14 protein-coding genes are annotated in these 21,755 nt (G+C 67.3%); 7 read left to right on the plus strand and 7 right to left on the minus strand.

The window, feature by feature from the left end:
- Positions 1–21: 21 nt before the first annotated feature.
- Positions 22–939 carry an ACA family class A beta-lactamase gene (gene blaACA, locus ACSQ3N_RS11480; RefSeq protein ID WP_436146314.1) on the plus strand — a complete coding sequence of 306 codons (918 nt, stop codon included), beginning with the start codon at positions 22–24 and terminating at the stop codon, positions 937–939.
- A 347-nt stretch (positions 940–1,286) separates the two neighbouring features.
- On the opposite strand, the gene argA is transcribed toward blaACA, so the two are convergent.
- The 4 genes from argA to ACSQ3N_RS11500 form a co-directional block, all read right to left on the minus strand.
- Positions 1,287–2,633, minus strand: a complete 1,347-nt coding sequence (gene argA, locus ACSQ3N_RS11485) for an amino-acid N-acetyltransferase (RefSeq protein WP_056168478.1) — start codon at positions 2,631–2,633, stop codon at positions 1,287–1,289.
- An 88-nt stretch (positions 2,634–2,721) separates the two neighbouring features.
- A complete protein-coding gene (locus ACSQ3N_RS11490; RefSeq protein WP_436146315.1) occupies positions 2,722–4,866 on the minus strand; it encodes an AAA family ATPase in 2,145 nt (714 codons plus the stop codon).
- A complete protein-coding gene (locus tag ACSQ3N_RS11495) occupies positions 4,859–5,107 on the minus strand; it encodes a hypothetical protein (protein ID WP_436146316.1) in 249 nt (82 codons plus the stop codon). Before ACSQ3N_RS11495 ends, ACSQ3N_RS11490 begins: the two co-directional genes overlap by 8 nt.
- Positions 5,108–5,471: 364 nt before the next feature.
- A complete protein-coding gene (locus ACSQ3N_RS11500; protein ID WP_436146317.1) occupies positions 5,472–7,349 on the minus strand; it encodes a serine hydrolase domain-containing protein in 1,878 nt (625 codons plus the stop codon).
- Between the two features lie 218 nt (positions 7,350–7,567).
- Here ACSQ3N_RS11500 and hrpA point away from each other — a divergent pair, with 218 nt between their 5' ends.
- Positions 7,568–11,731, plus strand: a complete 4,164-nt coding sequence (gene hrpA, locus ACSQ3N_RS11505; RefSeq protein WP_056169301.1) for an ATP-dependent RNA helicase HrpA — start codon at positions 7,568–7,570, stop codon at positions 11,729–11,731.
- 55 nt (positions 11,732–11,786) lie between these two features.
- On the opposite strand, the gene ACSQ3N_RS11510 is transcribed toward hrpA, so the two are convergent.
- Positions 11,787–12,386, minus strand: coding sequence for a hypothetical protein (locus ACSQ3N_RS11510; protein ID WP_436146318.1), 600 nt, complete (start codon positions 12,384–12,386; stop codon positions 11,787–11,789).
- A 478-nt stretch (positions 12,387–12,864) separates the two neighbouring features.
- On the opposite strand from ACSQ3N_RS11510, the gene ACSQ3N_RS11515 reads away from it, so the two are divergent.
- Positions 12,865–14,556, plus strand: coding sequence for a long-chain fatty acid--CoA ligase (locus ACSQ3N_RS11515; RefSeq protein ID WP_056168490.1), 1,692 nt, complete (start codon positions 12,865–12,867; stop codon positions 14,554–14,556).
- Positions 14,557–14,655: 99 nt separating this feature from the next.
- Here ACSQ3N_RS11515 and ACSQ3N_RS11520 read toward each other — a convergent pair whose 3' ends face one another.
- Positions 14,656–15,030 carry a PilZ domain-containing protein gene (locus ACSQ3N_RS11520; protein ID WP_056169305.1) on the minus strand — a complete coding sequence of 125 codons (375 nt, stop codon included), beginning with the start codon at positions 15,028–15,030 and terminating at the stop codon, positions 14,656–14,658.
- 181 nt (positions 15,031–15,211) lie between these two features.
- On the opposite strand from ACSQ3N_RS11520, the gene ACSQ3N_RS11525 reads away from it, so the two are divergent.
- The 4 genes from ACSQ3N_RS11525 (at position 15,212) to ACSQ3N_RS11540 (ending at position 20,433) form a co-directional block, all read left to right on the plus strand.
- A complete protein-coding gene (locus tag ACSQ3N_RS11525) occupies positions 15,212–18,127 on the plus strand; it encodes an EAL domain-containing protein (protein WP_436146319.1) in 2,916 nt (971 codons plus the stop codon).
- A gap of 242 nt (positions 18,128–18,369) precedes the next feature.
- Positions 18,370–18,894 carry a hypothetical protein gene (locus tag ACSQ3N_RS11530; protein WP_082516936.1) on the plus strand — a complete coding sequence of 175 codons (525 nt, stop codon included), beginning with the start codon at positions 18,370–18,372 and terminating at the stop codon, positions 18,892–18,894.
- A 137-nt stretch (positions 18,895–19,031) separates the two neighbouring features.
- Complete coding sequence (locus ACSQ3N_RS11535) at positions 19,032–19,814, plus strand: 2OG-Fe dioxygenase family protein (protein WP_056168494.1); 783 nt, start codon at positions 19,032–19,034, stop codon at positions 19,812–19,814.
- A gap of 181 nt (positions 19,815–19,995) precedes the next feature.
- Positions 19,996–20,433 carry a universal stress protein gene (locus tag ACSQ3N_RS11540; RefSeq protein ID WP_056168496.1) on the plus strand — a complete coding sequence of 146 codons (438 nt, stop codon included), beginning with the start codon at positions 19,996–19,998 and terminating at the stop codon, positions 20,431–20,433.
- 192 nt (positions 20,434–20,625) lie between these two features.
- On the opposite strand, the gene ACSQ3N_RS11545 is transcribed toward ACSQ3N_RS11540, so the two are convergent.
- Entirely contained in the window at positions 20,626–21,621 is a 996-nt protein-coding gene (locus ACSQ3N_RS11545) for a tripartite tricarboxylate transporter substrate-binding protein (protein ID WP_056168498.1), read from the minus strand.
- Positions 21,622–21,755 lie beyond the last annotated feature (134 nt).

The raw sequence follows: 21,755 nt of genomic DNA on the forward strand, positions 1-21,755 counted from the left end.
TCCACTTCACTCCCCATTTTTATGCAAAGACGACAGTTTTCCTTGGGCTTGATGGCCGCTGCAGCGGTACCTCTGTGGGGTTGTGCCGGCGCCGGCAATGCCGCCGGCGGGCCGGGTCGCGCTGCCGGCGGCCACATTGCGCGGGCCTGGAACGACACCCTGGCCGGCATCGAACGCACCGCCCAGGGCCGCCTCGGTGTGGCCATGCTCGACACCGGCACGGGCTTGGCGCTGGGCTGGCGCCAGGACGAGCGTTTTGCCATGGCCAGCACCTTCAAGGCGGTGCTGGCGGGCTGGATGCTGGCGCTGGTGGACCAGGGCAAGGAGCGCCTGGATACGCGCGTGCACTACGCCGCGGCCGATGTGGTGGCGTATTCACCCGCCAGCGGCCCCCGCGCGGGCGACGGCGGCGGCCTGACGGTGGGCGAGCTGTGCGCCGCCACCGTGAGCCTGAGCGACAACACCGCCGCCAACGTGCTGCTGGCGCGCCACGGCGGGCCGGCCGCGTTCACCGCCTTCGTGCGGTCGCTGGGCGACGGCATCACCCGGCTGGACCGCACCGAGCCCACGCTGAACGAAGCCCGGGTGGGCGACCCGCGCGACACCACCACGCCGCTGGCCATGCTGCAGACCCTGCAGAAACTGGTGCTGGGCGACGTGCTCACCCCCGCGTCGCGCGCCTGGCTGCAGCGCTGGCTCGTGGAGACCAGCACCGGCGACAAGCGCCTGCGCGCCGGCGTGCCGGGCTGGAAGGTGGGGGACAAGACGGGCACCACCAACAGCGGCACCTCCAACGACATCGCTGTGATGTGGCCGCCAGGTGGCGGGGCGCCGGTGGTGGTGACTTGCTACATCACCGCGTCGACGGCGTCGTCTGAACAGCGCGATGCGGCGATTGCGCAGGTGGCGCGTGCGGTGGTGGCTGCCAGGCAGGGGTAGCTTTCAGTCCCGGTCAAGCCTCAGTCACCGCTTCACCGTTCGGGCTGAGCCTGTCGAAGCCTCTCTTGGCGCTTCGACGGAGCTCAGCGTGAACGGTTTGTGGTGATGGGGCTGGGCATGCGAACCAGGGATAGGTCTCAGTCACGGCAGACCGTTCGTGCTGTGTCTCAGCCGCCACCGACCGTTCGGGCTGAGTCTGAGTAGCCACCCACCGTTCGGGCTGAGCCTGTCGAAGCCTTGCGCGGCGCTTCGACGAGCTCAGCGTGAACGGGTGTGAGGTTGCCATGCCCTACGGTCACGCCAACTGAAAACCGCAAGCCGCAAGCCGCAGGCCACCAACCAAAAATTCAGAGCTTCTTCACCAGCACCTGGCTTCTGCGGTCCCAGTTGTACTTGCGCTTGCGTGCATCCGGCAGCCAGTCCGGGTCCACCGGCTGAAACCCGCGCTTGATGAACCAGTGCATGGTCCGCGTGGTCAGCACGAAGATGCTGTCCAGTCCCAGGATGCGGGCGCGCTGCTCGATGCGCTTGAGCAGCTTTTCGCCGTCGCCCGTGCCCTGGCTTTGGGGCGACACGGTCACCGCGGCCATCTCGGCCGTCCGGGCTTCGGGGTAGGGGTAGAGCGCTGCGCAGCCAAAGATCACGCCGTCGTGTTCGATGATGGTGTAGGTGGCGATGTCGCGCTCGATCTCGGTGCGGTCGCGCTTGACCAGCGTGCCGTCCTTTTCGAACGGCTCGATCAGTTGCAGGATGCCGCCCACGTCGTCGATGGTGGCCTCGCGCAGCTCTTCAAGCTTTTCGTCGATGACCATGGTGCCGATACCATCGTGCACGTACACCTCCAGCAGCAGCGACCCGTCCACCGCAAACGGCAGGATGTGGCTGCGCTCCACGCCGGCCTTGCAGGCCTTCACGCAGTGCTGCAGGTAAAAACCGGTGTCGGTGGGCGTTTGCGCCTCGGGCAGCGTGGCCAGCAGGGCCTGCGCGGCGGCCAGCGGCAGCTCGGTGTCGATGGGGTTGTCTTCGCTCTCGGGCTCGTTCGGCTGCATGCGGATGCCGGGCACCTCGGTCAAGAAGATCAGCTTGTCCGCGCGCAGCTCGATGGCCACGCTGGTGGCCACTTCTTCCATGCTCAGGTTGAAGGCCTCGCCCGTGGGCGAGAAGCCGAAAGGCGACAGCAGCACCAGCGCCCCCATGTCCAGCGTGCGCTGGATGCCGGCCACGTCCACCTTGCGCACCAGGCCCGAGTGCTGAAAGTCCACCCCGTCCACGATGCCCACGGGCCGCGCCGTGAGGAAGTTGCCCGAGATCACCCGCACCGTCGCGCCCGCCATGGGCGTGTTGGGCAGGCCCTGGCTGAACGCGGCCTCGATCTCGTAGCGCAGCTGGCCCGCGGCCTCCTGCGCGCAGTCAAGCGCCACCGAGTCGGTGATGCGGATGCCGTGCGAGTATTTGGCCGCATGCCCCTTGGCCGCCAGCTGCTCGTTCACCTGCGGGCGAAAGCCGTGCACCAGCACGATCTTCACGCCCATGGCCTGGATCAGCGCCAGGTCCTGCGCCAGGCTGTGCAGCTTGCCCGCCGCAATCGCCTCGCCCGTGAGGCCGATCACGAACGTCTGGTTGCGAAACTTGTGGATGTACGGCGCGACCGAGCGGAACCAGGGCACGAAGGTGAAATTGAAAACGGCGGACATGGCGGGTGGTGTGTGAAAGCCTGCGGTGTAAATCCGCTGTAGGCGCGCATCATAAGCATGCAGGGCATCCTTGTGGTGACCGCGCGCCTCATTGCGTGGCGCCGTGGCGCTGAAACAGCGCCAGCCGCTCGGCAAAGGGCTCCAGAACCAGCGAATCTTCCGCACCGCCGCACGACCCGGGCCGCACGGCGAGCGTCAGGCCCTGGGCCGCCAGCAGCGCCTGCATCTCGTCCTGCGCGATCATGCCGTGGTCCATCAGCGCACCCACCAGGGCGTTGAGCGCGGGCTGGTGGCCGTGCAGCAGCGCCTGGGTGCGCTGGTACTGCGACTGGAGCAGGGCCTCGATGGCGGCATTGCTGGGGCCGACGTCGGTGTTGATGTGGTTGTCCATCTCCACCGTGGCGTCGGTGCGGCTGATGCGCGCGCCAAAGCCATGGTGGCGCACGTAGCGCGCGGCCTCGGCCGTCACCTGCTTGTAGTCCTGCTCGGCGCCCGTGGTGCAGGCCATCTCGCCGAACACCAGCTCTTCGGCCACGCGGCCGGCCAGGCCCACGCACATCATGTCCAGCGCATTCTGGCGCGTGGTGACCTTCAGGCCCGCAAAGCTGTTGTAGCCGCCCTCGAACGAGGCGATGTTGATCTTCACCTCCTGCGGGGCCTGGCCGAACAGCAGACAGTAGACCAAAGCATGCCCGGCCTCGTGCACCGCCAGCAGCGCGCGAAAATCCGCGTTGGCGCGCTGCTTGAGGCGGTTGAGTTCCAGCGCCACCGCGAACTGGCGCTCGTGCGTGCCGCCGTGGGCGTCGGTGCCTTGCACGGCCAGGTGGCGGCGGTCTGCCGCGAGGTGGATGGCGAACACCTGCGACAGCGGCAGCGATTGCTCCATCACCCACAGCGTGGCCTTGACCAGATTCGCGCTCAGGATGGCGTGCACCGACGAGAACAGGGGCCGTGTGCCCTGCGCGGGGAAGACCGCGTTGGCGTAGATCTCGCGCTGCACGTCCTCTCCGATCGCAAAGCGCACGCCGCACTGGGCGGCCACGTCCTGCACGTAACGGTCGCACAGCTGGCGGATCAGCAGCTCGTACGTGGCGCGGCTGAACGACGGGTAGATCACATGCTCGTTGCCCAGCCGCGCGATCTGCTCGGGCTTGAAGCGCTCGGACAGCGCCTTCTTCACGTCGATGATGGACAGCTTGCGCGTGAGGCGGTGAAAGATGTCGGCGTCGGTGTCGCAGTCTTCCACGCGCTGCGCGGTCTCGTGGTACATCTCGTCGAGGTTGCCGCACACGAAGACCAGCAGCCGGCTGTAGTCGGTCTCCCACGACTGGTTGGAGCGCTGGAACTCCATGTACATCGCCAGCACCTTGGCCGAAGGCCATTGCATGATCTCCGCCAGGGGTTCGGAGAGCTTGAGCATGCGCTTGAGCTCCTGCGCGTCCCACGCGTCGAGCTGAAAGCGGTAAGGCTTCTTGCCCGCGCGTTCGTTCTCGTCGTCCTCGGCGCGCTCGGCCTCGTAGTGGCTGTCGGCCAGCTTGCGTTCGATGTTGGACAGGGCCGTCAGCGCGGGCGGCAGGCGCCCGTCCGACAGCAGGGACCAAACGTCCTGGTAGCGCTCGACCTTGGCCTCTTCGCCCTTGCGGTCCACCGTGCGAAAGCGCTGGAACTCGTCCAGCACCAGCATGCCCGGCGCGCCTTCGGAGATGCCGGAGTCCGCCAGCATGCCGGAGATGGTGGAGCTGCGGTAGCCCGCGCCGTGGCTGAAGCCGTCCATCTGCACTTCGACAAAGCGGTCGTAGAAGCCCAGCAGCTGGGCCAGGCGCCGCGTGAGCTGCGTCTTGCCCGTGCCGGTCAGGCCCCACAGGCAGACGATGACCGGGCGGCGGATGAGCTGCGGCAGCACGTACCAGGCGCGCACCGCATCGATCACGCGGTCGATGACCTCGTCGATGCCGACGAGCTCGGTCTTGAGTTGCGCCGCGGTGTCGGCCAGGTGCTGCTGGCGCTGGGCCAGTTCGGCGGCGGTGGGCAGCCGGTGTGTTGGCACAGCCGCTGCACTGTGCGCGGGTGGCAGCCCGTGCAGGGCCACAGTGGCGTCCACGTTCAGCGTGCGGGGTTCCGCCGGGTCGGGCGTTGCCCTGGATGCAGGTTGCCCTGGGTGCCCAGGTTGGGCGACGCCCCACGGCGCCCGGGTGTCCGCCAGTGCGGCGGCGGGATGGTTGTTGTCAGTCATGGAAAGAAACGTCTGTTCGTGTCGCCTTGCGCAGGGCGACCTTGTCCGCGCGGCGCTGGGCGCCGGCGCTTCGGATGTGCTTGCCTGCCGCACTCGACAGGCTGCGCTGGGCCAGCGCAGTGGCCACAGGGTTTCGGGGCGGGCCCGAGGCCTCGAGCTTCAGAACCAGGGGCTGCTTCATGCGGCGCAGCTTCTTGACTTGACCCTGGGCAAAGGCCCGAGAGATTTTTTGAGCACTCATGTGCACTCCACAAACAAAAAACCCCGGCAAGGTAGCCAGGGCTTGTGGAGCGCTGCACGGGGTGCAATAGCGCGCTTGTCGGCCTTGGCTGGACTTGTGAATGCACAGTCCAGCCGGGGCGGTGGACTGTGGTCAGGTGATTGCGGACAAAGGAACAAACATAGCGGTGACCTCCAGTGGTTTCAGCGGCTGCGTGGCGGTGTGCCCGTGGCTGAAAGAAAGAAGCGCGAATTGTGGCGAGGGCTCTGCGGCTTGGCAAGCGCTCAGGGCCGTCGCAGCCTGCATCTGTCGCATGAAAGGCACAGTGCGCCGCAGCCGGCGCGTGTGCGCGGGTGGCCGTGGGGCAGGGCGGGTGCGTGCCGGGCTAGGCCTGGCGGCGGTAGCTCCACCCGGCCGCGTGCAGCCATTCCTGCTGGTCGCGCGCCTGCACCACCAGCTCGACCAAGTCGCGGCCGTCGTTCAGGGGTACCTGAACGGTCATGCCCGCGCGGTCGGGCGACAGCGGCAGCAAGAACTGGCTGTCGTCCCAGAACAGGTAGCCGGGCAGGTCGGGCAGTTCGCGGAGCGTTGCTGCGGGCACGCCGAACGCGAGCGGAATCGATTCGGGCGCCTCGTTCGCCAGCAGCCAGTGGCTGTCCAGGCGCGCCACCCACGGTGCGGGCAGCGGCGCGGCGGCGCGGGGCATCTGCTGCGCCATGGGCATGGTCACCCAGTAGTGCCCGGCCGTGGCAGGCTCGCGCGACAGCAGGTAGCGGCGGCCGTCGGCCTGCTCCCAGCGGTACTGGGTGCGCGGCTGCGCGTCGGACCACCACCAGCCGTCGCTGCGCAGGCGCAGCCCGGCGCTCAGCATCGTCCAGCTCCTGGCCTCGGCAGACCACACCCACAGGTCGATCTGCTGGCTGTCGGGCGAGGTGGCTTTCAAGGGCTTGGCGGACCGGCCGTAGATGCCCAGCACCGCATCGACCGCGCTGGCCGACGAGGTGGCCAGTGACGGGGCCGCCGTCAAGACCTTGGGCGGCAGCGCTGCGAGCTGCCCGGTCTCCTGCAGCGCCCGCAGCAGGATGCCTTCGGCCACCGGCCCGGGCTTGAAGGCCGATGCGCTGCCGGTGATCAGCAGCGCCATGCCCGCCTGCGGCAGCACGTAGAAGTCGCTCGAATAGAACATGGTGCCGCCGCTCTTTTGCCAGGCCAGCACGCCCGCGGCAGACAGGCCCTGCTGCTGCGCGCTGTCCCACCCCAGGCCCCACTGCCAGTCGGGCGTCAGGTCGGCGCGCAGGCCCGGGTTCTGGCCGCGGCCCATCTCCAGCACACCGGCCTTGGAGACGACGCGCCGGCCGTCGTATTCGCCGCCCTGCAGCAGCATGGTGGCCAGCTTCATCATGTCGCCGGGCGTGGTGCACAGCCCGCCGGTGGCGTAGCCCATCACGAACTCCTGGGCCTGGCGCTGCTTGCGGATGTAGCCGTGGGCGAAGCTGCCTTCGGGCAGCGGCAGCAGGGTGTAGCCCGAGCGGGCCATGCCCAGCGGGTTGAGCAGGGCCGACTGCACGAACGCCGGGTAGGTCTGCCCGGTCACTGCGAGCACGATGCGCTCGATCAGCGTGAAGCCGTCGTTGCAGTACACCGCCAGCGCGCCGGGCGCGTGCTTGAGGTGGGCGTCGGCCAGCGCTTCTTCCAGCTCGGCGGCATAGCCTGGCAGCGGCGCGGTGGCGAACAGGTTGTGCGTGTGCGTGCCCGGCAGCCCCGATGCATGGCTGAGCAGGTGGCGCACGGTGATGTCGCGGTAGCCCGGCGACAGCATGGTGAACTGCGGCAGGTAGCGCACCACCGGCGCATCGAGCTGCACCAGCTGCCGGTCCACCAGCACCATCACGGCCAGCGCCGCCACCACCTTGCTCACGGAGCCCACGTTGAAGCGCGTGTCCGGCGTCGCCAGCGCGCGGGTGGTGTCGTCCAGCACGCCGAAGGCCTCCTGCCACACCAGCCGGTCGCCCTGCAGCAGGGCGACGGAGGCCGCCCGCGCCTCACCGCGCTGCATGGCTTGGCGGATTTCGCTGCGGCCCCAGGCCATGGTGGCCGCGAGCGTGGGGCCGGGGTTGCCGGTGCCTCCACAGGCCGGCAGCAGGGGCGCCAGGGTGGCGGCGCCGGCCCACGCCAGCCAGTCGCGGCGCGAGGGGTGCGGGGGCTGTGCGGGCGTCGCGCTGTCGTCCGGTGAAAACGGGGTGGCTGATGTCTGCGGGAGCATGCGGTCAAAATCCTGAGGGGCACCCGCCACGCAGACATCGTCGGGGCGGAATGGGGTGTGCGCATTACATCCTGAAATCCACCCCATCAAAAAGTAGCACTCGGCAAAAAGACGGCACCGAGCGGGGCCTGCGCGGGTGCCGTGCGAGGTGCGGCGCGGCGGTGCGCATGGCCTGTGTTGCACAGGGCCAACGCCTGCCTCCGATAATGCGTGCCTTCATGACCGAATCCGCGCCTCCTACCTCCCCGCCAGCAGCAGCCCCGCCCACTGCCCCCAAAACCGCGCCGCTGCGCATCACCTTCCCGGAGTCGCTGCCGGTGTCGGGCAGGCGCGAGGAGATCATGGCGGCCATCGAGAAGCACCAGGTCGTGATCGTGTGCGGCGAGACGGGCTCGGGCAAGACCACGCAGCTGCCCAAGATCGCGCTGGCGCTGGGCCGTGGCAAGTGCAATGCCAAGCCGGGCCAGAAGGGCCAGCTCATCGGCCACACCCAGCCGCGCCGCATTGCCGCCAGCAGCGTGGCCAAGCGCATTGCCGAAGAACTGAACACCCCGCTCGGTGACGTGGTGGGCTTCAAGGTTCGCTTTCAGGACCGGCTGTCGCGCGATGCGTCGGTCAAGCTGATGACCGACGGCATCTTGCTGGCCGAGACGCAGACCGACCCGCTGCTCAAGGCCTACGACACCATCATCATCGACGAGGCGCACGAGCGCAGCCTGAACATCGACTTCCTGCTGGGCTACATCCGCCAGATCCTGCCGCGCCGGCCGGACCTCAAGGTCATCGTCACGTCGGCCACCATCGATGCGGACCGGTTTGCGAAGCATTTCGAATCCACCAAAGGACCCGCGCCCATCATCTACGTGTCGGGGCGCACGTTCCCTGTTGAGCAACGCTGGCGCGCCTTCGAGGACACGCGCGACTACGGCCTCAATGAAGCCATCGCCGATGGGGTGGACGAACTCTGGCAGGGCAATGCCGGTGGCGACATCCTCATCTTCCTGCCCGGCGAGCGCGAGATCCGCGAGGCGGCCGACCACCTGCGCAAGCACCTGGCCCACCAACCGGTCATGCGCAATGCCGAGGTGCTGCCGCTGTTCGCCCGCCTGTCGCAGGCCGAGCAGGACCGCATCTTTGACGGCCACACCGGCCGCCGCCTGGTGCTGGCGACCAATGTGGCCGAGACCTCGCTCACCGTGCCGGGCATCCGGTACGTCATTGACGCAGGCACGGCGCGCGTGAAGCGCTATTCTTTCCGTAGCAAGGTGGAGCAGTTGCTGGTCGAGCCCATCAGCCAGGCCGCGGCCAACCAGCGCGCGGGCCGCTGCGGGCGCGTGGCCAACGGCATCTGCATCCGCCTGTACGACGAGGCGGACTTCAACGCCCGCCCGCGCTTCACCGACCCCGAAATCCTGCGGTCATCGCTGGCCGGCGTCATCCTGCGCATGAAGTCGCTGCACCTTGGCGACGTGGTGCAGTTTCCGTTCATCGAGGCCCCGTCGGGCCGCGCCATTGCCGACGGCTACCAGCTGCTGGCCGAGCTGGGCGCGGTGGACGAGGCCAACGAGCTCACGCCCATGGGCGTGGAGCTGTCGCGCCTGCCGCTGGACCCGCGTGTGGGCCGCATGATTCTGGAGGCGCGCGACCGCAAGGCGCTCGACGAAGTGCTGGTCATCGCCAGCGCCCTGAGCGTGCAGGACGTGCGCGACCGGCCCATGGAGGCCCAGCAGCAGGCCGACCAGGCGCATGCCAAGTTCGACGACGAAAAGAGCGAATTCAGCGGCTACCTCAAGCTCTGGAAGTGGATCAACGAGGCCCGCGGCGGCGCGCCCACGCTGCCCTCGGCCCGCGCGCAGAAGGCCATGGCCCACCAGCGCGCCCCGTCGCAGGCCCACCTGCCCGTGGCCCAGCGGCTGGTGGCCGCTGCGGCACCCGCGCCCGCCGTGGCCAGTGCCTCGGCACCGGCGCCCACTCACAAGCTGAGCAACCGCCAGTACGAGCAGTTGCTGCGCCAGAACTTCATCAGCATCCGCCGCCTGCGCGAGTGGCGCGACATCCACACCCAGCTGCTCACCGTGGTCACCGAGCACAAGTGGCCCATCAACACGCAGCCTGCCAGCTACGAGCAACTGCACCTGTCCATGCTGGCCGGGCTGCTGGGCAACATCGGCGCGCGCAGCGAAGAGGAAGACTGGTACCTGGGCGCGCGCGGCATCAAGTTCTACAAGCACCCGGGCGCGCACCTGTCGAAGAAGCCCGGCCGCTGGATCGTAGCGGCCGAACTGGTGGAGACCACGCGCCTGTTCGGCCGGGGCATCGCCGCCATCGAGCCGCAGTGGATCGAGCAGGTGGGCGGCCATCTGCTGAAAAAGCAGCTGCTCGACCCGCACTGGGAGAAGAAGTCGGCCGAGGTGACGGCACTGGAGCGCGCCACGCTCTACGGCATCGTGATCTACAGCGGCCGCCGCATCAACTTCGGCAAGATCGACCCGTACGCTGCACGCGAGATCTTCATCCGCGAAGCGCTGGTGGGTGGCAACTGGGAGACCAAGCTGCCGTTCTTGGCCGCCAACCAGAAGATGATTGCCAAGGTCGAAGAGCTCGAACACAAGTCGCGCCGACAGGACGTGCTGGTGGACGACGAGCTCATCTACGCCTTTTACGACCAGCAACTGCCGCCGGACATCTGCAACGGCCATGGCTTCGAGGCCTGGTACCGCGAAGAGTCGAAGAAGCGCCAGATGGGCGCCGCGCCCGGCCAGCCCGAGCTGCTCAAGCTCACGCGCGAAGAACTCATGCGCCACGAGGCCGCGGGCATCACCAGCAACGCGTTTCCCAAGACGGTGCGCCTGGGTGGGGTGGACTGCACAGCCACCTACCTGCACGAGCCCGGCGACCCGCGTGACGGCATCACCGTGACCATCCCGCTGTTCGTGCTCAACCAGGTGAACGACGAGCGCTGCGAGTGGCTGGTGCCCGGCATGCTCAAGGACAAGATCCAGGCCCTGCTCAAGAGCCTGCACCAGCGCCCGCGCAGCCGCTTCGTGCCGCTGCCCGAGTCGGCCACGCGCCTGGCCGCGTTGTTCAACACGCCCGAGCGGTTTGGCACCGGCAGCCTCACGGACGCACTGCTCAAGCAGGTGCGCGACGAGACATCGCTCGATGTGAAGCGCGCCGACTTCAAGCTGGACATGCTCAGCCCGCACCTGTTCATGAACTTCCGCGTGGTGGACGAGCACGGTCGCCAACTGGGCCATGGCCGCAACCTGGGCGCCCTGAAGGCCGAATGGGGCGCCAAGGCGCGGGGCGCCTTCCAGGCGCTGGCGGGACTCAAGCTCGGTGGTGGCAGCGGTGGTGGCGCTGCAGACAGTGCAAATATTGAGCAAAAACAGCCTCTACCGCTTGCTGGGCGAGCGCAAGCAGCTATTGAATCAGTAGCAAAAGGCGGGGCGGGTGCCAAAGCCGCACCGGCTGCAGCGCCGTCTTCTGCCCCGGCTGCGCCCGCGGGCCAGCGCTACACCGCCTGGACCTTTGGCGAGCTGCCCGAGCTGATGGAGATCAAGAAGAGTGGCCAGACCCTGGTGGGCTTTCCGGCGCTCATCGACGGCGGTGATGCGGTGACCATCGAAGTCTTCGACGAGCCCGAAGTGGCCGCCGCCAAGCACCGCGCCGGGCTGCGCCGCCTGTTTGCGCTACAGATCAAGGACGCGCTCAAGTACCTGGAAAAGAACATCCCCGACCTGCAGAAAATGGCCGTGGCCTACATGCAGGTCGGCCGGTCGCCGGACGGCACCGGCGGCGGCACGCAGGAAGAGCTGCGCGCCCAGATCATCGACGTGGCGCTGGACCGCGCGTTCCTGCTCGACCCGCTGCCCACCGACGAGTACGCCTTCAAGCGCCGCATGGAAGAGGGCCGGGGCCGCCTGACCTTGATCGCCAACGAAGTGGCGCGGCTGGCCTCGGGCATCCTGGTCGAGTACGCCGCCGCCGCCCGCAAGATCAAGGACACCAAGAACGCCCCCGACGCCACGCAGGACGCGCAGCAGCAACTGCAGCGCCTGGTGCCCAAGCAGTTCATCGCGCAGGCGCCCTGGACTCAGCTGGCGCACTTTCCGCGCTACCTCAAGGCCATCACGCTGCGGCTGGACAAGTACCGCGCCGACCCCGCCCGCGACGCCGCCAAGCTGGCTGAACTGCGCCCGCAAGAGCAGCGTTACTGGCGCCTGGTGGCCGAGCGCAAGGGCGCGGTGGATGCCCGCATGCAGGAGCTGCGCTGGCTGCTGGAAGAGCTGCGCGTGAGCTTCTTCGCGCAGGAACTGCGCACGCCGCAGCCAGTGAGCGTCAAGCGGCTGGACAAGCTGTGGGCGCAGATTCAGAGTTAGGCAGTTCGCGTGATGGTCGCCAACTTGAAATTGAAAGCTATATAGCGCCTCTCGACTAAAGTGAAGGAAATAGCTGATTGATCAAATCCCGCACTGCCATGAATTCCCAGCTCAAGTTAGGTTTCAAATGCACCTCGCCATGCGCTAGTGCGTTGCGAATATGGCGGAAGGCTTCCACCAGCCCCTTGGCAAAGTCCTGCTCGTGTAGAGGTCCCACAAAGGGTGTGTGAGGTACTCCCATGAAACGCAGCATTGCCAAATGCTCAGCCTCTCGCTCGGCACGGTAGGCCGAGGCTTCGAAATTAACGTCCAGCAACCAGCGCCGTTCTAGCGCAGTGTCTAACAGCGCTTTAAGAGTGAACTTATCCGTATTTAGCCCTTCCATTTTGGCGCGCGCCTTGATGGCGGCTTCCCCCGCCACATGTATTTGCATCAGAGCCACCTGCAACAAGCGGTAGTTAAAGAATGCGTACAGCCAAGTGTTGCGCGCGTTCTCGTAATGTTGCTGAACGTCTCTAGGTGCGCCGCCGTGTAGTGCTAAACCCTCGATTAACGCGTGGTGCTGTTCCAAAGTGCGATCGCCGATAGACCACCAGCGCTCATCTCGCGCCAATACGGAGGCTAGCGGCTCTAGGCCATCTGGTAGGTCAGTCATGATGAAAAAGTGCCCAAGCAAGGTAAGCCAGCGCGCGTGTTGGAGTCGGGAACCACCTCGGCTTCGACTTCGCAGAACATGTACAGGGGGTAGCCGACTTCGGCGACGTTTCAGGCCTTGAACGTTTACGTAATCAGATAGCCGGCATAGCCAAAGCCTCTATTAAAAAGAAACTCGCAGACCGACACGCCAAAAGCTGCGTGTATGTCACGGGCAAATGCCAGCCGGCAGCTGTCAACAGTGCATCAAAGGTTGCTATGGTTGTCGCATCTGGCGTTATGCGTTTCCTCCCGGCAATTCTAGGTGGGTGCCATACGTTGGAGCATAGTGGGACTGCAGGAGTGTTGAGGTAGGCGGGATAGCTGGGCCCGCGTCGCAAGGGCTCGTGCGTCACATGTGTGACCGTGCATCGGGCCATCCCCCTTGTCTCCGTCTGATGTGGCCCCTAGGCTGGAGGGCTAAGGAGACTGTCTGCCTCATGCGCCCTCACTACAAGTTCTGGCCCCACCGCCTGCCCAAGGCCATCACGCTGCCTGCCACCTCGCTGTGGGACAACCTGGCCATCAGCGCGCGCCGCTACCCGGACAAGGCGGCGCTGGTCTTTTTTGGCAGCACGCTGACCTACCGGCAACTGGTGGAAGGTGCCGAGCGCCTGGCCGCGCGGCTGGCGGACCTGGGCGTGCAGCGCGGCGACCGCGTGGTGCTGTGCATGCAGAACTGCCCCCAGCTGGTGATGGCGCACTTCGCCATCCTGCGCGCCAACGCCGTGGTGGTGCCGGTCAACCCGATGAACCGGGCTGAAGAGCTCAAGCACTACATCACCGACCCCGACACCAAGGTGGCGCTGACCACCGGCGACCTGGCCGCCGAGATGGCCAAGGCCAGCAACGCGCTGCCCGCGGGCGAGCGCCTGGCGCACCTGGTGGTGACGCAGTTCACCGATGCCTTCGATGTGAATGTGACCGGGGCCGATGCCCCCCCGGAGGCCTGGATGGAGTGGCTGGGCACACGCCACCCGCTGCCCGTGCTCGACGGCGGCCAGGCCCATGCGTGGACCGACGCGCTCGACATTGCGCAGGCGCCGCCCGAGCTGCTGGTGGGCCCGAACGACCTGGCGCTGCTGCCCTACACCAGCGGCACCACCGGCCTGCCCAAGGGCTGCATGCACCTGCACAAAAGCATCGTGCACAACGCGGCCGCGGGCGCGCTGTGGGGCACGGGCTCGGTTGACAGCGTCACGCTGGCCGTGGTGCCCATGTTCCACATCACCGGCATGGTGAGCGTGATGCACACGGCCATCTACTCGGCCGCCACGCTGGTCATCATGCCCCGGTGGGACCGCGACCTGGCCGGGCGCCTCATCTCGCGCTACCAGGTCACCAACTGGACCAACATCCCCACCATGGTCATCGACCTGCTGGGCAGCCCCAACTTTGCCAGCTACGACCTCTCCAGCCTCGTCTACATCGGCGGCGGTGGCGCGGCCATGCCGCAGGCCGTGGCGCAGCGCCTGCTGGAGCAGTACGGGCTGCGGTATTCCGAAGGCTACGGCCTGACCGAGACCGCCGCGCCGTCGCACTCCAACCCGCCGGACCACCCCAAGCAGCAGTGCCTGGGCATCCCGTTCATGAGCACCGATGCGCGCGTGGTCGACCCCGACACCCTGCAGGAAATGCCCGTGGGTGAGCAGGGCGAGATCATCATCCACGGCCCCGAGGTGTTCGAGGGCTACTGGAAACGCCCGGACGCCACGGCTTCGGCCTTCATCGAATTCGAGGGCAAGCGGTTCTTCCGCTCGGGCGACCTGGGCCGCATGGACGAGGACGGCTATTTCTTCCTGACCGACCGCTTGAAACGCATGATTAACGCCAGCGGCTTCAAGGTCTGGCCGGCCGAGGTCGAGGCGCTGATGTTCCGCCACCCCGCCATCCAGGAGGCCTGCATCATCGCCGCCAAGGACAGCTACCGCGGCGAGACGGTCAAGGCCGTGGTGGTGCTGCGCGCATCGCACAAGGACACCACCACCGAGCAGCAGATCATCGACTGGTGCCGCGAGAACATGGCGGTCTACAAGGTGCCGCGGATCGTGCAGTTTGTGAGTGCATTGCCCAAGAGTGGCAGTGGAAAGGTGATGTGGCGCGCGCTGCAGGAGCAGGAAGCGCAGCAGTAGCACGGCGAGCCCGGGCTGAAGCGATGCCCACCTTGGCTCCCTCCCGGCGTTCAGAAGGGCCGGGGAGAGGGGCCGTGTTCAAGGCCCCGCTTGCACCCCTCAGTGCTGCGGCCCCGCCAGCGTCAACTCGCCCAAATCCCGCTCCAGCAGGGCCGGGTCGCCCAGCTGCAGTTCGATCAGGCGGCGCAGGTGGGTCACGCTGTCCAGGTCGATGCCGCGGCACAGCAGGCCGGCGTGCAGGCCCTCGACATGGGCGATTTCGGTGGACATGGCGATGTGGTTGCCCGTCTCGGCCAGCGGGATGGTGAGCTGGCACAGCATGCCTGCTTCCAGGTCAGCCTGGGCGGGGGCCACCAGCAACGCGCCCTTCAGGGACAAGTCCAGCACATGCACGCTGAACGCATCCGTGGCGGTGGTCAGCAGGGCCGGTGCGTCGAAACCAACGCGGACGAAGTGGCGCCGTTCATGGGGCATCGCTGTCTCCTGGGCGAAGCGGGTGGTGGGGCACATGCTACTCCAAGCGCACCGGTCGGAAATTACGTTTGGATGTTTTTACTAGCTTTCGGTAACATATGGCTTTCTCCCATGGGATCAGCTTGTGAAGTCATGCGCATCCCTGATTGAAGCCTGGTGCGCCGCGCGGAGGCCCTGGGCGGTGTTCACGGTGCTGACGGTCGTGCTGTACGTCAGCCTTTTTTGCGCTGGCGCGCAAGCTGCGCCGCGCGAGCTGCGCGTCGGCGTGTATTCGAACGAACCCAAGCTGTTCGTGGACGCGCAGGGCCAGCCGTCCGGCATCTTCGTGGACCTGCTGCAGCTGGTGGCCGCGCGTGAACAATGGACGCTGCGCTACGTGCCGTGCGAATGGCAGGACTGCCTGGACGCTCTGGCCGCGGGGCAACTCGACCTGATGCCCGATGTGGCCCGCACGCGCGAGCGCGAGCGCCTGTACGACTTTCATTCCCTGCCGGTACTGCACAGCTGGTCTCAGGTCTACCGCGCACGCAGTAGCACCATCCAGTCGATGTTCGATCTGTCGGGCAAGCGCGTGGCGGTGCTCAAGGGCTCGGTGCAGCGCACGACCTTCCTGAGCATGATGGACAGCTTTGGCATTGCGGTGCTGCTGGTGGACGCGCCCACGCTGGTGGAGGCGTTCGAGTTCGTGCAGCGCGGCGACGCCGATGTGGTGATTTCCAACCACCTGTTCGGCAATCTGCAGGCAGGGCGCTTCGGCCTGGTCGATTCGGGCATCGTGTTCCAGCCGTCGTCGCTGTACTTTGCCACCGGCCCGGGCCGCAATGCCGATGTGCTGGCCGCCATCGACCGGTCGGTGCAGGGCTGGAGATCGGGGTCCGAGCCGCGCTATACACAGGTCATGAGCCGCTGGGCGGGGCCTGATGAAGGGGCGCAGATGTCCTCGGCCATGGGCTGGGCCATGGTGGCGCTGGCGGTGTTTGCGCTCATGGCGGCCGTGTCGGCCGTGCTGCTGCGGCGCAAGGTGGACGAGCGCACGCGCAATCTGCAGGCCAGCGAGCAGAAGCTGTCCGCCATCCTGGACAGCGTGGGCGCCTTCATCTACATCAAGGGCCAGGACTTTCGCTACCAGTACGCCAACCACCACATCCAGGAACTGTTCGGCCGGCCGGCCCAGGACGTGGTGGGGCTCGACGATTCCGCATTCTTTGACTGGGCCACCACCCAGCAGCTGCAGGCCAACGACCGGCGGGTGCTGCAGCAGGGCGAGCGGCTGGAGGTGGAGGAAGTCAACAAGCACCTGGGCACCGGCGAAACGCGTGCTTACCTGTCCGTCAAGATTCCGCTGCGGCTGCCCGATGGCAGCATCCATGCGCTGTGCGGCATCTCCACCGACATCACCGAACGCCGCAGGTCCGAAGAGTCGCTGCGCATCGCCGCCACGGTGTTCGAGTCGTTCGAGGGCATGGTCGTGACCGGGCCGGACCAGCGCATCCTGACGGCCAACCAGTCGTATGCACGGGTCACGGGCTATTCGGTGCAGGAGCTTGTCGGCCAGACACCGCGGCTGCTGCAGTCCGGCCGCCACGACGAGCACTTCTACACCGCGCTCAAGGACGCGCTCGAAGCCACCGGCGCCTGGCAGGGCGAGGTCTGGAACCGCCGCAAAAATGGCGAGGTGTACCCCGCGTGGATCACCGTCACCGCCGTGCGCGCGCCGCAGGGCGAGATCACCCACTATGTGGGCACGCAGACCGACATCTCCGCACGCAAGTCGGCAGAAGAAGAGATCCGCCTGCTGGCGTACTACGACCCGCTCACGGGCCTGCCCAACCGGCGTCTCATGGCCGACCGCCTGCAGCACGGGCTGGCCAGTGCTGCGCGGCTGGGCACTGGTGGAGCACTGCTGTTTGTGGACCTGGACAACTTCAAGGACCTGAACGACACCCAGGGCCACGAAATCGGGGACCAGCTGCTGTGCCAAGTGGCGTCAAGGCTGGGCGGGGTGCGCCAGGGCGTGACCGTGGCGCGCCTGGGTGGCGACGAGTTCGTCCTGCTGATCGAGGGGCTGAGCCCCCAGCCCACAGAAGCCGCGGCGCAGGCCGAAGCCGTGGGGCGCACCGTGTTGCTGGCGCTGGGGCAGGGCTACCCGCTGGGCGGGCGCATGTACCACGGGTCTTGCAGCATCGGCGTGGCCTTGTATGCCGATGCGCAGGGCTCGGTGGACGAGCTGCTTAAGCGCGGCGACCTGGCCATGTACCAGGCCAAGGCGGCAGGGCGCAACACGCTGCAGTTCTTCGACCCCCGCACGCAGGCGGCCGTGTCGGCCCGCACGGCGCTGGAGGCCGACCTGCGCGACGCGCTGCGTGAGCGCCAGTTCCTGCTGCACTACCAGCCGCAGATCAGCGAGTTCGACGGCATGGTGGGGGCCGAGGCGCTGGTGCGTTGGCAGCACCCAGTGCGCGGCCTGGTGTCGCCGGCCGAATTCATCCCGGTGGCCGAGGCATCGGGCATGATCGTGCCGCTGGGCGCGTGGATCTTGCGCACGGCGTGCGAGCAGCTGGTGCAGTGGGCCCAAAGCCCTGTCACCGCGCACTGGAGCCTGGCCGTGAACGTGAGCGCGCGCCAGTTCCGCCACCCCGACTTCGTCGACGATGTGCTGACGATGCTTGAAGAGACCGGCGCCGACCCGCAGCGCCTGAAGCTGGAGCTGACCGAGACCCTGCTGCTGGACGACGTGGAAGACACCATCTTGCGCATGACCACGCTGCGCGCACTGGGTATTCGCTTCTCACTGGACGACTTCGGCACGGGCTACTCCAGCCTGGCCTACCTCAAGCGGCTGCCGCTCGACCAGCTCAAGATCGACCAGGGCTTCGTGCGCGATCTGCTCACCGACGCCAACGACGCCAGCATTGCACGCACCATCGTCACCCTGGCGCAGACCATGGACCTGGGCGTGATCGCCGAGGGCGTGGAGACCGCCGAGCAGCGCGACATGCTGGCCAGCCTGGGCTGCCACGTGTGGCAGGGCTACCTGTTCGGACGGCCGGGCCCGGCCAGCGCGCTGCTGAACGTGCCCGAAATCGTGTTGGCCTGAGAACATCGTCGTCGCCTTCTTCACTGTCTTAGCGGTGGAGGCCTCGGGCACGGCCGGCATGGCGGGAGGATGCACGGTCTGTTGACCTGACTGTCTTGCGGTCGGGCGGCCAGTCTGTCGCCATTGGATGACACCGCTTCGCGGCGCGATGCAGTAGGCTCAGGAGCGCTTGAGAGTCCAGTGATTTGTGGACATGGTGCACGGTTGGCGTGCGTGGCGCGTTGAACAACTAGGAGCACCCCATGACACACACCACAACCCTAACGATGACCTCCGGTCTTCGCCTTTTCTTTTCTGGCGCCGCCGCTGCGCTGCTGATGGCTGTGGCGGGCGGTGCGCAGGCACAGGGCTACGTCAACGCCACCGTCGGCGGTGAGCTGGCACCGGGTGTGTACGGGCGCATCAACATCGGCAATGCGGCGCCGCCGCCTGTCATCTACGCCGAGCCCGTGGTCATCCACCGCCCCGCGGTCGTGGTGCCCCGCGCGCCCATCTACATGTACGTGCCGCCGGGCCATGCCAAGAACTGGGGCAAGCACTGCGGCCGCTACAACGCCTGCAACCAGCCGGTCTACTTTGTGCAGGAGCCACCACCGCGCCGGGGGCCTTCCCACCACCGCGGCCCGCACGGGCGCGATGACCGCCGCTGGGACGACGACCACCGCCATGGCGGCAAGCACGACCGGGACCGTGGCCGTGATCGCCACCGCGAAGACGACCGGGGACGCGGCCACGGCAAGGGCCACGGGCAAGGCCACCGCGATTGAGGGCTGAGCTGGCGGCCTGAAGCGTCCAGCGCCTTGTCTAGCCTCCCGCGCCTTCCTGAGCCCATAGGCCTCGAAGGCGCTGCCATTTGCGCCAGCGCAGGCGCTGTGCAGGTGGTAGCGGTTAAGCTCGGGCCTCTATGGCCCAAGTCACTTTCTCACCCCCGTTCACCACCCCTTCGGACGTCGCCAATCATCTGAGCCAGCGCGGCTATGCCGTGCTGTCCCCGGCAGACGTGGCCCGCTTCATCGGCGGCGACTTGCCGGCGTTGATGGCGCTCAATCGCGACTGGGACAGCCTGCCGCCCGATGAATTTCTGAAAGACGGCGGACGCTACCGCCGCCGTCGCCACGCTTGCTTCGTGGTGCAGGGCGGACAGGTGCAGCAGGTGCCGCACCGCGCCCACTGGCAGCCGGTGGAATACAACGCGCTGCACGGCGGCATGGAGCGCTGGTTCGCGCCCATGGAGCCCGCCACCGTGGCCCAGCCCGCATGGCATCAGTTGCTGGCGGCTCTGGCCAATGTCTCCGACGCCGTGTTTGCAACCAACGCCAATGCGCCGCAGCCCTGGTTCGTGGAGGCGCACCAGTTCCGCATCGACACCACCGACGGCATCGGCCGCCCCACGCCCGAAGGCGCGCACCGCGACGGCGTGGACCTGGTGGCCGTGTTTCTGGTGGGGCGCGCGGGCATCAAGGGTGGAGAGACGCGGGTGTTCGAAGCCCATGGCCCGAGCGGCCAGCGCTTCACCCTGACCGAGCCATGGTCGCTGCTGCTGCTGGACGACGCGCGCATGATCCATGAGTCCACCCCCATCCAGCCGGTGGACGCTGCGGGCCACCGCGACACGCTCGTCGTCACCTGCCGGCGCGGCAACTTCCAGGGTGCGGACGTGGTGGGGACGGTGCCGGCGGGCGGCTGACCCGGCCAGGCCTGCGGGATGCTGGCCGGCGCAGCGTCAAACCCTGCGGGCTCGCGGGAATGACTGCGCCGCATTTGATGCGAATCAAGATGCAAGGTATGGTGGACGTTCACACTGGCGTCAGACGGGCCCGCCACAAGCCGGCCCATCCCCCTTTCCATCCACTCCAAGGAGAAGCACCATGTTCAAGCACATTCTGGTTCCTGTAGACGGCTCGGAGACCTCCGCACTGGCGGTGTCCAAGGCCGCCGCCCTGGCCAAGACCTTTGGCAGCGCAGTGACGGCGGTGTATGTGGTCGACCCCTATCCCTTCACCGGCGTGGGCGCTGATTTCGCCTACGGCCAGGCGCAGTACATCAACGCCGCCACCGCAGAGGCCAACAGTGCGCTCGAAGCCGCGCGCAAGGCCATGGCCGAAGCGGGCGTGCAGGTGACCACCGTGGTCGGCGAAGGCCATGCCGTGCACGACGGCATCCTGCGCGCGCTGGAGAGCACCGGCGCCGACCTCATCGTGATGGGCTCCCACGGCCGCCGCGGCCTGGAAAAGCTGGTCCTGGGCAGCGTCACCCAGCGCGTGCTGGGCGTGGTGCACATCCCCGTGCTGGTCGTTCGCACCTGATACCGCAAACAGCACCGCCCCATGACAAACGGCTCCCAAGGGAGCCGTTTTCATTGCAGTTCTTGACGCCCCTGCCCATCGTCAGCAGCCCGCAGAACAAGCGCGCCCCCAGGCCAGTGCACCCGTGGATCTGGCTCCGCCAGGCCACTGGGTGCGTCCCCCTGGGGGGAAGGCGCAAAGCGACTCAGGGGGTTACTCTATTTTTGCTCCAGAGGCTTCCACGATGCCCTTCCACTGAACATATTCGGTCTTGAGGAGCGTACCCAGCTGTGCAGGCGACATGGCTTCAGGCTCCGCACCCTGGGCATGGATGGCGGCCTTCATGTCGGCCGTGCCCAGCAGTTTGTTGACCTCCGCATTCACCGCGGCCACCACGGCGGCAGGCGTGCCGGCGGGCGCAAACACGCCGTACCACGTGCTCACGTCAAAGCCCTTGAAACCCGACTCGGCCACGGTGGGCACGTCGGGCAGCGACGAGCTGCGCTTGGCCGACGTGACTGCCAGCGGGCGCAGTTTGCCGGACTTGATCTGGCCCATGGCGGACGGCAGCGACGACACCAGCAGGTCTACATTGCCCGCCAGCGCATCCATCAGCGCGGGGTTGGAGCCCTTGTACGGGATGTGGCTGAGCTTCACGCCCGCGGCCTTCTCGAACAGATCGCCCGCCAGGTGGATGGACGTGCCGTTGCCGGGCGAGCCGTAGGTCACGGTGCCGGGCGCGGCCTTGGCGGCGGCCACCACGTCGGCCAGGCTCTTGTACTTGGAGTTCACGCTGGTGGCGATGACCACGGGCGTGTAGGCCACGTGGGCCACGGGCGTCAGGTCCTTGGTGGGGTCCCAGGGCAGGTTCTTGTACAGCCAGGGGCCGATGACCAGGTTGTCCTTCTGGCCCATCACCAGGTCGTAGCCGGTGGGGGCGGCCTTGACGGCCTCGCCGATGCCGATGGTGCCGCCGGCGCCGGCCTTGTTGTCGGCCACCACGGTCCACTTGGCGCTCTCGGTGAGCTTGGTGGCCACCAGGCGCGACAGGATGTCGGTGCCGCCGCCGGGCGGGAAGGGCACGATCAGGCGGATGGGCTTGTTGGGGTAAGCGCCGGACGCGGCCGGGGTGGCGGCCGTCTGGGCCTGGGCGGTGGCGCCCATCGCCAGGGCGAGCGCGGTGAAGGAAGAAAGCAGGGTGCGAATCATGGTCAGATATGTCTCCGTCGGTTCAATGAAATGGGCGGGCGGCGTTGCCCATGTGCATGGGCCGCGCGCCGCTCTGCCGGTCTTGGTGCCAGCACCCGGGGATGATCGCTGATCCGCCGCGGGGCCTGCCTTGC

The sequence above is a fragment of the Acidovorax sp. LjRoot194 genome (assembly GCF_964253015.1).
Classification (GTDB): Bacteria; Pseudomonadota; Gammaproteobacteria; order Burkholderiales; family Burkholderiaceae_C; genus Acidovorax.